The 11,884-nt window shown below is 70.4% G+C and carries 12 protein-coding genes; 7 read left to right on the top strand and 5 right to left on the bottom strand.

What is annotated here, in order from left to right:
• Positions 1-189: hypothetical protein (locus QK444_RS22450; RefSeq protein WP_282783376.1), on the bottom strand; the 189-nt coding region annotated here is incomplete at its 3' end.
• A 132-nt stretch (positions 190-321) separates the two neighbouring features.
• Complete coding sequence (locus QK444_RS22445; protein WP_282783375.1) at positions 322-2,940, bottom strand: LuxR C-terminal-related transcriptional regulator; 2,619 nt, start codon at positions 2,938-2,940, stop codon at positions 322-324.
• 216 nt (positions 2,941-3,156) lie between these two features.
• Here QK444_RS22445 and QK444_RS22440 point away from each other — a divergent pair, with 216 nt between their 5' ends.
• Entirely contained in the window at positions 3,157-3,531 is a 375-nt protein-coding gene (locus tag QK444_RS22440) for an SHOCT domain-containing protein (RefSeq protein WP_282783373.1), read from the top strand.
• A gap of 235 nt (positions 3,532-3,766) precedes the next feature.
• Here QK444_RS22440 and ligD read toward each other — a convergent pair whose 3' ends face one another.
• Positions 3,767-4,711, bottom strand: coding sequence for a non-homologous end-joining DNA ligase (ligD, locus tag QK444_RS22435; RefSeq protein WP_282783377.1), 945 nt, complete (start codon positions 4,709-4,711; stop codon positions 3,767-3,769).
• A gap of 339 nt (positions 4,712-5,050) precedes the next feature.
• On the opposite strand from ligD, the gene QK444_RS22430 reads away from it, so the two are divergent.
• The 3 genes from QK444_RS22430 to QK444_RS22420 all read left to right on the top strand — a co-directional run bounded on the left by QK444_RS22430 (position 5,051) and on the right by QK444_RS22420 (position 6,755).
• Positions 5,051-5,479, top strand: a complete 429-nt coding sequence (locus tag QK444_RS22430) for a hypothetical protein (protein ID WP_282783371.1) — start codon at positions 5,051-5,053, stop codon at positions 5,477-5,479.
• A 9-nt stretch (positions 5,480-5,488) separates the two neighbouring features.
• Complete coding sequence (locus QK444_RS22425; RefSeq protein WP_282783369.1) at positions 5,489-5,644, top strand: DUF6131 family protein; 156 nt, start codon at positions 5,489-5,491, stop codon at positions 5,642-5,644.
• A 196-nt stretch (positions 5,645-5,840) separates the two neighbouring features.
• Positions 5,841-6,755, top strand: coding sequence for a 2-hydroxyacid dehydrogenase (locus QK444_RS22420; RefSeq protein WP_282783367.1), 915 nt, complete (start codon positions 5,841-5,843; stop codon positions 6,753-6,755).
• A gap of 133 nt (positions 6,756-6,888) precedes the next feature.
• Here the strand turns inward: QK444_RS22420 and QK444_RS22415 are convergent, their stop codons facing one another.
• The gene (locus tag QK444_RS22415; protein WP_282783366.1) at positions 6,889-7,515 is read right to left on the bottom strand and encodes a hypothetical protein; all 627 of its coding nucleotides are present in this window, start codon (positions 7,513-7,515) and stop codon (positions 6,889-6,891) included.
• Positions 7,516-7,577: 62 nt separating this feature from the next.
• Positions 7,578-9,062, bottom strand: coding sequence for a carboxylesterase family protein (locus QK444_RS22410; protein WP_282783364.1), 1,485 nt, complete (start codon positions 9,060-9,062; stop codon positions 7,578-7,580).
• Between the two features lie 124 nt (positions 9,063-9,186).
• On the opposite strand from QK444_RS22410, the gene QK444_RS22405 reads away from it, so the two are divergent.
• The 3 genes from QK444_RS22405 (at position 9,187) to QK444_RS22395 (ending at position 11,736) form a co-directional block, all read left to right on the top strand.
• Positions 9,187-9,969, top strand: a complete 783-nt coding sequence (locus QK444_RS22405) for an SAM-dependent methyltransferase (RefSeq protein WP_282783362.1) — start codon at positions 9,187-9,189, stop codon at positions 9,967-9,969.
• A gap of 20 nt (positions 9,970-9,989) precedes the next feature.
• Positions 9,990-10,781: a M50 family metallopeptidase gene (locus QK444_RS22400; protein ID WP_282783360.1), complete on the top strand. Its 792-nt coding sequence runs from the start codon at positions 9,990-9,992 to the stop codon at positions 10,779-10,781.
• Between the two features lie 145 nt (positions 10,782-10,926).
• A complete protein-coding gene (locus tag QK444_RS22395; RefSeq protein WP_282783358.1) occupies positions 10,927-11,736 on the top strand; it encodes an SAM-dependent methyltransferase in 810 nt (269 codons plus the stop codon).
• The last annotated feature ends 148 nt before the right edge of the window (positions 11,737-11,884 follow it).

Raw genomic sequence — 11,884 nt, 5'->3', positions numbered from 1 at the left:
CATCTCCAGCAGCGTGAGTCCGAGATTGTCGATGCGGGCGAGGATTCCGCGCATCGCCGTGGGATCGGTGACCGCGCCGAACAGGGTCGTCGTGCCGTGCCGCCGCGGCGCGGCGGACAGGTCGGGGAAGGCGGCCAGCGCGCGCTCGGACAGTTCGCCGTCGAGCACGAACTGGTACCGGATCGGCATTGTCGGGGGCCTCCTCTCCGTGCCCGTCGCCGTCGACGCCCATCGTGACGGCGGACCGCCCACGCGTTTCGAGTCTGCGCTCGCCGCCGCCGGAGACACCTCATCCGCCGGGGGTGAACCGGGCGCGCCGATTCAGAGCAGGCCGCTGCGCCGGGCCTGGCTCAACACCGCGACCCGGGAATTGCTGCCGAGCTTGGCGTAGATGCCGCGCAGATGCGTCTTCACGGTATTGATCGAGACACCGAGATCGTCCGCAATCTGCTGGGTGGTCCGACCCGAGGGCAGCTGCCGCAGCACCTTCAGTTCGGTGCCGGTCAGACCCGGATGCGCGGCATGCCGGTGCACCAGGGGATGTCGGCGCAGGGTGGTGGCGTAGGCGTCCAGATGTCCGAAGCTGCCGTCGAATCGGTCGAGCAGGCCGAGTGCGCCGGGCACATCCAGGAAGGGACGGAGGACGCGTTCGGCGGCGGCGTGCCGCAGGGCATGTTCCAGCCCGTCGCGAGCCTTGCCGACGCTGCCCAGTTCGTCGTGCGCGACGGCGTACAGCAGCCACGCGGTGACCCGGTGCACCGGATGCACCGGCGTCGCCGCGTCGCACAGCGGATCGACCAGTTCGAGTACCGCGCGGGAGCGGTGCGCGGTGGCGGCCAGCGCCGCGCGGGCGATCCGGAGCTCCGGCCCCTCGCCCAGTGCCGACCGCGCCTGTTCGACCACGAGCTGCGCCTCGTACGGCTCCCGCACCTGGAGCAGCGCCCACACCACGAAGGGCACCAGCCCGGCGCTGGTGGCCGGAACCGGATGGGCGTCGAGCACCCGCACCAGTCCGGTGCGCAGCAGTTCGGCGGCGGCGCTCTTGTCCTCGGCGGCGGCGAAGGACACCAGCGTGCCGATCAGATGGGCGTGCCAGCCGCCGTTCGCGCCCACCGACCCGTCCACCAGGCTGTGTTCGGCGAGCGTGCGCGTCACGTAGTCGATATCGAGGGCGTCGCCCTGCACGTAGGCTCCCAACGCGGCCAGCGCCGTCGCCTGCGCGGCCTCCGGAGCCGCCAGCAGATGGTGTTCGCGCGCCACGTCCAGCGCGTGCTCGGCGCGGCGGCGCATGGTGGTGAGCGCGCCCGCGAGACCGGCCGATACCGCGAGTCGGGTCAGCGCCCGCACCCGCAGCTGCGGATAGGCGTTCACCTCGGCGGCGGCCAGGCCCCGGCGCAGCCGCTCCTCCCCCTCCACCGGATCGCCGAGTACGAGCAGCGCGGTACCGGTTTCGATGGCGGCGTAGCAATCCAGATCGGGATATCCGGTGCCGGGCGGCAACTCCGCCCAGCCGTCCTCGACCGAGATTCCGGCCGCGACCGCCAGCTCCGCGGTGACGGCGGCGGTCAGCGCGGTGCGCATATCGGCGGTGGCGAAGGATTCACGGGCGGCGCGGCGAGCCCGGCAGGCGTCGAAATGCGCACGCGCACCGGGGATGTCGCCCTGCACCAAGGCGTCGACCACGCGGAGCAGCAGCAGGTACGGATCCTCCGACAGGGCCGGATCGGCCGCCGCCAAGGCGTCGAACAGCGCCGCGCCCTGCCCGGAGATGGTCAGACCGAGCGCATGCTCACCCAGGAAGGCCAACAGCGGCCAGCGCGGCAGGCCGAGCACATGCGGCAGCGCCGCCGCCGGTTCGCCGATCGACTGCAAATGCAGCGAGGTGCGCAGCCGCAGCTCCTCGGCGAGCTGCGGGCCGAGACGGTTGAGTTCGGCCAGGAAGTAGGCGCGCAGCAGCGGGTGGTAGGTGAACCACTCCCGGTCCTTGCGGACCACGGAGGTGAGCGGATAGTTCAACCGCTCCAGCTCGTGCAGCCAGTGTCCGGCCCCGCCGCCGATCAGATCGTCGGCCAGCTGTTCGGTGAACTCGGCCGGGACGCTGGTGTGGGTGAGGAACAGCCGCAGGCCGGGCGAGAGGGTGTCGATGAGCTCCCCGGCGAGCAGATCGGAGATCGAGGCCGGGAGCCGGGCGAGTGCGGTGAGCGCGGCCGCGGCGTCCTCGGTGCGGGTGGACAGGAAGATGGCGGCCATCCGCACCAGCGCGGCCCAGCCGCGGGTGAGTTCCATCAGCAGCGCGATGTCGTCGTCCGCGAGTTCGCAGCCCTGGTCGCGGCACACCCGCGCCACCTCGCCCGGCGCGAAGGCGAGCCGGTCGGCCCCCCATCGCCGCAACCGCGAACTCAGTTCGAGCAGATGCCAGCGGATGGGCGGTTCGTAGCGGCCGGAGACGACGACCGTGACGGTCGGCGGCACGGACAGCAGGAAGTGCTCGAGTCCGGCCAGGATGAGCGGATCGGTGATCAGGTGGGCGTCGTCGATGACCAGCAGGGTCGGCCGGGGGTCACCGGCCAGCGCGTCCGCGAGTTGTGCGGCGTCGGCGAGTGGTGTGGTCAGCGGATCGGGCCCGGACGCGGCGACGCCGAGGCGGGCGCGCAGGCGCTGCCACAGCTGTCCGGCGGGGGCGTGCTCCTCCACGCGCAGCCACACCACTCGGTCGCGGCCGCGGTCTTCCGCCCACTGCACCAGCAGTACGGTTTTGCCGCTGCCCACGGGTGAGCACAGCAGCAGCACGACCCCCTCGGGCGTCTCGGCCAGGGCGGTCAATTCCGCGAGCAACCCGCCGCGGGGTATGGGCGTGAACGCCAGATGGGGAATTCCCGCCTCGGCGGATATCGAATTGCCGTCCGATCCAGCAAAGTCGAGGCCGTGCGCAGCAGTCATCGCGCCTCCCGAAGCGTACCGACAGCCTGTGGGTCACCGTGCTCTGCTCGCGGAGTTTAGTGGACGGATCTCCTCGATTCGGGAACCGAGATGATCTTGTTGCGTCTTTCACCATCCTTCATCCGAATGAGGTGATGCCCGCCCGGGGAGCTCGACATAGCGTGGCGGCAGTCGTCCTGCCGAGACGACGTCCGTCCTAGCCAACCGAGGTGCGAAATGTCGTTCTGGGAAGTGCTCTGGCTGATTATCGTGAGCTTCGCGTTCATCGCCTATCTGCTGCTGCTGTTCTACATCATCGGCGATCTTTTCCGTGACAAGGAAACCTCCGGTTGGGTGAAGGCGGTCTGGATCGTCTTCCTCATCTTCCTGCCGCTGATCACCTCGCTCGTCTATCTGATCGCGCGCGGCGGCGGAATGCAGGAACGGTCGGCCGCCAAGGCGAAGCAATGGCAGACGGCCGAGCAGGACTACATCAGGAAAACCGCCGGAACCAATCCGGCCGCCCAGATCGCCGACGCCAAACAACTGCTGGCCGACGGCACCATCACCCAACAGGAATTCGAGCAGTTGAAGGCGAAAGCGCTGTCCTGAACGATTATTCGTCCAGCCACAGCGAGCCCTGTTCCGCCAGTGGAGCCGCGTGCGGCTGCGACGCACGATAGACCAGCAGCAGCACACCCAGCCCGATCTTGCCCCAGGCCGATGCGGTGAACGACGCGCAGCAGGCCGCCGAAGATCCGGCGCACGCCGGGCCGCCGACCGCCGACGCGCAGCCCGTGCCGATGCCGACGTCGCGGCCGCCACGGCCCGTCCACTCGGCTGGCCGTCACCCGTCCGGTGCGGTCGCGGTCTCGGGGAGCATCACCTCGGCGGCGGTCTTGTCCGAACGCAAGCCCTTCCAACTGGGCATGCGGAGGCGGTCGGTGAATTCGCGGTACTCGACGTCGCCGACGAGGACGGGGCGCACCCAGTGCCAGCGTCCGGACAGTGGTGGCGCGGTGGTGAAAGGGCTTGTGGGCACGGCGATGTCGTCGAGGGCGGCGCGCAGCACGCGGCGCACCGGCTGGGTGAAGCCGGTGCCGACATTGCCGATGTAGACCAGCGTGCCGGTGTGGTCGTGGGCGCCGAGGACCAGGGAGCCGAAGGTGTGCTGGTGACCACCGCTGCCCGGGGTCCAGCCGCAGACGATCACCTCGGTGCCGCGGCGCAGCGGTGTCTTGACCCAGGTCGGTGAGCGACGGCCCGGCAGGTACGGGGAGTCGACGCGTTTGGAGACGATGCCCTCCAACCGGTGTTCGCGCGCGACCGCGAGCAGCGCGCCCGCCCCGACCCCGAGCCAGTGCGGCGGCGCGGAAAGCGGTGCGGTGAGCGGCAATTCGGCCAGCAGTCGACGGCGCTCCAGATAGGGCAGCGTGGTGACGTCGCGGGCGTCGACGGCCAGGATGTCGAAGGCGAACAGCTGGACCGGCACCTGAGCCACCAGGTGTTCGCCCGGCCGGGCCACATGCATGCGCCGTTGCAGGCGGCCGAAGGAGGGTGCGCCGTCGGCATCGGCGGCGATCACCTCGGCGTCGAGTATCAGTGCCCGGTCCGCCGCCAGGGTCCGCAACGCGGCCACGAGTTCCGGATACGACCCGCCGACATCCCGGCCGTTGCGGCTGTACAGCCGGCACTCCCCCGCCGCGCACACCGCCATGATGCGGGCGCCGTCCCACTTCATCTCCACCGCCCAGCCCTCCGCATCCGGCGGCGGCCCCGCCACCGCCAGCATGGGCGTGGGAATCTGCCGGAAAGGCGCGGTCACCGGGTGCCGCTACCCGAGCGGGCAATCGGGCAAAGGAGACATGTCCGGAAGTTTGCCCCAAAGTTGCCAATGGACCAGTACGGCTCGCCGAGAGATCCGCCGCCCTGATCACGCGGTCCACTGCCGCGCACCCGTGCGCGCGGGAAACGCCGCGGGAACGCACCGAGCCGAACCGAACGCCGCCACGTTCCGCACCACACCGTTGCGCACCACACAGCCTCGCGTGTCAAGGAACACGCGCGGCGTGTCGCGAAAACCGCCGCTCATACCCCGTTTGAGTGGCGGCGTAGCGGGAATAGCCGCCCTATGTTGACCATCATCGGGCTCATCGCCCTCCTCGGCGCCGTGGCCGTGGGCGTTGCCGGTGTCCGGGAGAACAGCGGCGAAAACAACACGCTCTCCAACGGTTTCACGGTTTTCGGCCAGAACTACGACCTGTCCTCCGGGGCGGTGTTCGGTTACGGCATGCTTGTCGGCGCCGTCGGCGCCTGCGGGCTCATCCTGCTCTTGACGGCGGTGTGGACGGCCTCGCGGCGTGGTAGCGCCGCCCGGCGTGATCTCCGCAAGTCGAAGCGCGAAATCGCGGCGGCCCGTAAGGAATCCGCCGCGCCACCGGGCGAGACCAGCAACGCTCCCGCCGCACGCTCCGCCCCGGATTCCACCCCCACCTGGTCGTTCAACCGGTTCCTGCACCGCCCGACGACCGGCAAGTCGGCCTCGCCCGCATCGAAATAGGACCCGATCATGATCATTCTCGGCCTCATCCTTATCGTCGCCGGATATTTGCTCAGCATCCCGATCCTCACCACCCTCGGCATCATCCTCGCCGTCGTCGGTGTGGTGCTCGCACTGCTCGGCTCCGCCGGTCGCACCATCGGCGGCCGCAGGCATTACTACTAGGCGCGCCGTGCGCGAGGCCGCCGTCCGCACCCGCGGGCGGCGGCCTTCGCCCTATCGGCGGCATACGGACATGGCACTCGCACATTGCACTCGGACATGGCACTCGGACATGGCACTCGGACATGGCTTCGGACGTCGCATTCGGACTCCGCCGCCTCCGGGCACCGCGCCGAGCGGCCGGACTACCGTGGCGCTCATGGCGACGACTGTGTTGATTCCCGACGACGACGGGCTGCGAGCGGTATCGACGCTCGACGGGGTGCGGGCGGTGCGGTACGAGCCCGGCGGCCCGGTACCCCCGGGCGGGGCGGACGCGGAGATCCTGGTGCCCGGCTTCCTCGCCGGATCGGCCGCCGCCGCCATGGCCTGGGAACTGCCGAAACTGCGCCTGATCCAACTGCTCACCGCCGGCGCCGAGGCATGGGTCGGTCGGATTCCGGAGGGTGTGCTGCTCTCCACCGCGCGCGGCGCGCACGGGGCCAGCACCGCCGAGTGGGCGCTCACCGGACTGCTCAGCGTCTACCGGGAATTCACCGAATTCGCGGTGGCGCAGCGCGAGCACCGATGGACCCAGCACCGAACCGACACCCTGCACGGCAAGCGCGTCCTGATCGTCGGGGCGGGCGACCTGGCGACCGAGATGCGCCGCAAACTCGCCCCGTTCGACGCCCCGGTGACCGTGGTGGGCACCCGCGCCCGCGCCGGTGTGCACGGGGTGGACGAACTGCCCGACCTGCTCCCCCGCGCCGACGCGGTGATCCTCACCGTCCCCGTCACCAGCCGCACCGTCGGCATGGTGGACGCGGACTTCCTGGCCCGCATGCCCGACGGCGCGATCCTGGTCAATGCCGCGCGCGGACCGGTGGTGCGCACCGACGCGCTGCTCGCCGAACTGACCTCGGGACGGCTGCGCGCCGTCCTGGACGTCACCGACCCGGAGCCGCTGCCCGCCGACCATCCGCTCTGGGACGCGCCCGGCCTGCTGCTCACCCCGCACGTGGGCGGCAGCAGCCGCGGCAATGTCGAGCGCGCTTACGCGGTGGCGGTGGGCGAGATCCGGCGGTATCTGACCGGTGAACCGCTGCGCAATCTGGTCGACGGCGAATACTGAGTCGCCTCGCCGTTCGGCGGGCGCGATCGGCGGGTGCGATCGGCGGGTGAGCGACGTTCAGCGCGCAATCCCGTGCGGCGGACCGGCCCGACGGTGCGGCCGAAGTCCGGCAGACTCCGAACTCGCCCTCACCTCAGAGCGTGTCGCGTCCGATCGAATGGTTCATGGTGCGCCACTCCTGATCCCAGCGCGCATTGCGGCGCGCGGTGAGCGCGGTATGTGTTACCCACACCAGTGCGGCGGCGGCACACCAGGTTTCGACCAGAATCGCCAGACCGGTGCCCACGCCCTCGGCGGCGGCCGATCCCGGCTTGGCCGGTGGAGCCGTGGGCGTGCCGTCCGCGCCGAGCCAGACCTCGGCCTCGGCCCCGACGACCGCGGGTGTGGAGAGGTTGACATCGGCCTCACCGGTGCGGCCGTCGGCGTCCCAGCGCACGGTGGCCGGGAAGCGTTCCACCCGCACCCCGCCGCGCGCACCGGTCACATCGTCGGGCATACCCACGACGGTGGCGGTGACCCGGGTCTTGCCGGCGTCCTCGGCGGCGATGCGCGCCGCCGCCCCGGTGTAGGCCGTGGTGCCGATGGCTCCCGCGAGGGGCACCGCCACCAGTGCCGCGAGCACCGCGACGAGCCAGATCAGTGCCTCCCACCGATCCGATGCGCGCATGAGCGGATTCGGGTTCCACGGTTGCACCCGCCACAGGCGCACCGGCACATTCGCCGACACCTGGACCACCTTCTTCCACGGCGTCGCTGACACCGATTACATCGGAGCCCATACCCGTTGTGATACTCCCGCAAACCCGTTATGTCCAGTGACCACTACCTTTGCCGTGTCGGCACACCGAACCTTTGCCGTGTCGGCACGCCGAATCCCCGGATCTCGGCGGCGCCGTCAGCGTGGTAGGGCTGCCAAGACTCCGGACCGGACCCGTTCGGTGATCCGGTGGCGACGAAGGCGGCCAGCGCACCGCCGAATGCCGTGGCCAATTCCCGGTCGCCCGCGCCGATTTCGCCCAGCATGGGAGCGTTGCGGAAGGCGTCGAAGGTGCCGAACAGGAACGGCAGCTCCGCGCAGTGGCAGGCCCCGATACCGTCGGGATCGACGACGGGGCCACGTTCGAACCGATACACATGGGCCGGATTGCCCTGGGCGGCAAGCATATCGGCGATTTCTCGGGCCCCGGCGGCGAAGTAGTGCTCGCCCAGTGCGAGCGACACCGCCTGCGCCGGGGTCGCCCCCGGGTAGTCGGCGTCCGCGCGTTCCCGCGTGACCCCGAACGCCGCCGCCTTCTCCCAGCTCAGCAATTGGATCGCCGGATTGAAGGCGAAGAACGCCCCCATCTCCGCGGCGGTCCAGCCCAGCAGCACCTGCTTCCCGCGCAGTGCGCCCGCGGCGACGGCCTGCTCGAACGGTCGCGGCGTTCCCGGCCCACCCAACACCGGCCACATGGGCGGTTCCATCGATCCGGGCCGTCCGGTCTCGGCCATGAGCCGGGCGTAGGCGGCCAGCAGCCGACCCACCGGCAGTTCGCGCAATCGATCGGCTACCTGCCCGTCCGCGGCGATGCCGAGAATCCGCAGATAGGACTCGGTCATATCGCGCGCCGCCAGCGCGTCCATCGGCGGCATCCGCCACGGGCCGGACTGCGCGATCACCCGTCGCACCAGCGCGCCGGTCGCCGGATCGGTGGCCAGGGCCAGTGCCGAGAACGCGCCCGCCGACTGCCCGCCCACGGTGATGCGCTCCGGATCACCGCCGAAGGCCGCGATATTGTCGGCCACCCAGCGCAGCGCCGCCGCCTGATCCAGCGCGCCGAGGTTCGCGGCCCCGATCTCGGGCAGATACAGGTAGCCGAGCGGCCCCAGCCGGTAGTTGGCGGTGACGACGACGATATCGCCGAGCGCCGCCAGGCGGGCGCCGTCGTACCAGTCCCAGCCGCCGCTGCCGCTGGTGAATCCGCCGCCGTGGAACCACAGCAGAACCGGGCGCGCCGCGGCGGGATCCACGTCGCCCGGCGTCCACACCGACAGGTTCAGGCAACCGTCCTCGTCCCAGTCCGGAACTCGGGTTCCCAGCACCGATTCCAGCCGCGACGGCCACTGCGGGGCGGCGGGGCCGGGACGAACGCCGGCCCGCTCCCCGGTCCAGCCCGGATGCGGTCGCGGCGGTGTGAATCGCGCCTCACCCACCGGTGACGCGGCGAAGGGAATACCGCGAAACACGCTGCCGCCGTGATCGTTCGGCGCGCCCAGCACCTTCCCCGTCGCGGTCTCGATCACCGGATCCACTGTGTCGCTGCTCATTCGCGCAGTCTGGCGCGTATCCGCGGCGCGGTCCAGCGCGACTCCCGATCACAGGTCGGTGAAATACCCGCGAGACGGCGGCGCACGGCGTAAATTCCACGCCGAGCGTCAGAGGAGATCGAGTATGTCCCAACCGCGGATACGCACGGATATCCCGCATTCGGCCCGGATCTGGAACTTCTGGATGGGTGGACGCGACTACTACGAGGTCGACCGGATCGCGGGCGAGGCGGGCATCGATGCCTACCCCGGCATCCGCACCATGGCCGTCGAATCGCGGCGCTTCCTCATCCGCACGGTGCGTTATCTGACCGCCGAGGCCGGGATCCGCCAATTCCTCGATGTCGGAACCGGTTTGCCCACCATGCAGAACACCCACGAGGTGGCCCAGGGCATCGCGCCCGAGGCCAAGGTCGTCTACGTCGACAACGACCCCATGGTGCTCGCGCACGCCCGCGCCCTGCTCACCAGCACCACCGACGAGGGCGTCACCACCTACATCGACGCGGACTTCAACCACCCCGAGGACATCGTCACCGCCGCGCGGCAGGTCCTGAACTTCACCAAGCCGATCGCGGTCATGTTCCACGGTGTTCTCGGCCACGCCCCCACCTACCGGGACGTGCGGCGCATCGTGGACACCTTCATGGCCGCCGTACCCTCCGGCAGCTACCTGGTGCTCAACGACGGCACCACCGACGATCCGGCCTACGTCCGGCTGTGCGAGAACTACGCCCAGACCGGCGGCGCTCCCTACCATCCCCGCACCCCGGCCGAGATCGAGGGCGTCTTCGCGGGACTGGAGCTGGTGCCGCCGGGCATCGTCCCCATCGACCGGTGGCGGACCGACGAGCCACCCGAGGGCGAGAGCACCTCGGTGCGCGGCGGCATCGGGCGCAAGCCGTGATGCGCGGGTAAGGTGCGGCGGTGCAGATCGCCGAATTCGTCGAACGCGGGAACTCGATCGTCGACCGCCTCACCGGTACGCAGACGCCGCCGCCATGGTGGCTGGTGCTGGGCACCGCGATCGCGGCCCTGCTGATCGTCCTCTACCGCCCCACCTGGCGGCTGACCCGCAATGTGGTCACCATCGCGCACGAGGGCGGCCACGCGTTCGTCGCCCTGCTCACCGGACGACGGCTCAACAGCATCCGGCTCCATTCGGACACCTCGGGCCTCACGGTGTCCAGCGGCAAACCGTACGGCCTCGGGATGGTGCTCACCACCATGGCCGGATATCCTGCCCCGGCGCTGCTCGGCCTGGGCTACGCGGCGCTGCTCGGCGCACACCGGATCACGCTCATGCTCTGGGCCACCATCGCCCTGCTGGCGGCGGTACTGCTCAAGGTGCGCAATGGTTTCGGGCTGCTGTCGGTCGTCGTCACGGGCGGGGCGGTATTCGCGGTCTCCTGGTTCGGCACCGACGACCTCCAGGCCGGGTTCGCCTACTTCGCCGCGTGGTTCCTGCTGCTGGCGGCGGCGCGTCCGGTGGTGGAACTCCAGCGCAACCGCGCGCACGAGCCCAATTCCGACGCCGACCAGCTGGCCCGGCTCACCCGGATCCCGGGCATCGTGTGGGTGCTGTTCTTCGGGGCGGTGGCGCTGGCGGCACTGGTGATCGGCGGGCGGCTGCTGCTCGAGGATGTCACCGGCGTCTGCGTTCCCCTCGTCACCGACAGCACCTGCCCGGCCCCGGCCGCACCCGGTCCCGGCCGATGAGAAACATGTCGCTGCAATAGTTCTCGAGTACGAGGGCTACCATTCGCAGAGCACGGCCCGGGTGATCATGAACACGGAGCATCCGGCAGCGGATCCGCCCGCCCGCGGCGTGGTCCGAGTTCGTTGGTTCGCAGGAGGGTTTCGAATGGACAGACCGGCGTGGGCCCCGGAGGGCGTGGACATGACCCAGGCCAGCCCGGCACGCATGTACGACGCGCTGCTGGGCGGCTCGCACAACTTCGAGGTCGACCGGCAGGCCGCCGAGATGGGCAAGAAGCTGGTCCCGGACCTACCCCGGCTGGCACTCGGCAACCGGGCGTTCCTGCGGCGTGCGGTGCGGTACCTGATGGACGCGGGGGTGCGGCAGTTCTTCGACGTCGGCTCCGGCATTCCGACCGCGGGCAATGTGCACGAGATCGCCCAGGAGATCGACCCCGCCGCGCGGGTGCTGTACGCGGATATCGACCCGGTGGCGGTGGCGCACGCCAAGGCCATTCTGAGCGGTAACGAGCGCGCCGGGGCCATCGAGGCCGACCTGCGCAAGCCCGCCGACCTGCTCGAGCGTGCCCGCGCGACCGGACTCGTCGACTTCTCCCAGCCCGTCGGCATCCTGCTGGTCGCGGTGCTGCACCTGGTGGGCGACGAGGACCGGCCAGCGGAGCTGGTGTCGGAGCTGCGGGCGGCGGTGCCGGGCGGCAGCTACGTGGCGATTTCGCACCTGACCTCGGCGCAGCGTCCCGAGGACGCCGCCAAGCTGGGCGCCAATGCCGTGAACGAGAATAAGATCGGTATTCACTTCCGGTCCCGCGAGGCGATCACCACCATGTTCGACGGCTGGGAACTGATCGAACCCGGCGTCGTCGAGCTGCCGCTGTGGCGGCCGGAATCCGAACGCGACCAGCACGAGGCACCGGGGCGCTCACTGGGTCTGGCGGGCGTGGGTCGGAAGCCCTGATTCGACGGACTCGACAGGGGGTTGCGGTGGGAGCGCGAGATGTGGCCGTGCGATGGGCCGAACTTCTCGACGGCGCGGTCGCGCCGACGCTCACCCGCGCCCAGGTCGAGGTGCTGCTCGGGCAGTACACCGATGGTCTGCTGGCGGC

Source organism: Nocardia sp. CC201C (genome assembly GCF_030010695.1).
GTDB classification, from domain to species: Bacteria; Actinomycetota; Actinomycetes; order Mycobacteriales; family Mycobacteriaceae; genus Nocardia; species Nocardia otitidiscaviarum.
This window is presented reverse-complemented; position numbering and strand designations above follow the sequence as displayed.

What these genes read in the sequence shown, in the direction of transcription:
- QK444_RS22445 (WP_282783375.1), bottom strand. Translation starts at nt 2,940, where the DNA reads ATGACTGCTGCGCACGGCCTCGACTTTGCTGGATCGGACGGCAATTCG.
- QK444_RS22440 (WP_282783373.1), top strand. Translation starts at nt 3,157, where the DNA reads ATGTCGTTCTGGGAAGTGCTCTGGCTGATTATCGTGAGCTTCGCGTTC.
- ligD (WP_282783377.1), bottom strand. Translation starts at nt 4,711, where the DNA reads ATGCTGGCGGTGGCGGGGCCGCCGCCGGATGCGGAGGGCTGGGCGGTG.
- QK444_RS22430 (WP_282783371.1), top strand. Translation starts at nt 5,051, where the DNA reads ATGTTGACCATCATCGGGCTCATCGCCCTCCTCGGCGCCGTGGCCGTG.
- QK444_RS22425 (WP_282783369.1), top strand. Translation starts at nt 5,489, where the DNA reads ATGATCATTCTCGGCCTCATCCTTATCGTCGCCGGATATTTGCTCAGC.
- QK444_RS22420 (WP_282783367.1), top strand. Translation starts at nt 5,841, where the DNA reads ATGGCGACGACTGTGTTGATTCCCGACGACGACGGGCTGCGAGCGGTA.
- QK444_RS22410 (WP_282783364.1), bottom strand. Translation starts at nt 9,062, where the DNA reads ATGAGCAGCGACACAGTGGATCCGGTGATCGAGACCGCGACGGGGAAG.
- QK444_RS22405 (WP_282783362.1), top strand. Translation starts at nt 9,187, where the DNA reads ATGTCCCAACCGCGGATACGCACGGATATCCCGCATTCGGCCCGGATC.
- QK444_RS22395 (WP_282783358.1), top strand. Translation starts at nt 10,927, where the DNA reads ATGGACAGACCGGCGTGGGCCCCGGAGGGCGTGGACATGACCCAGGCC.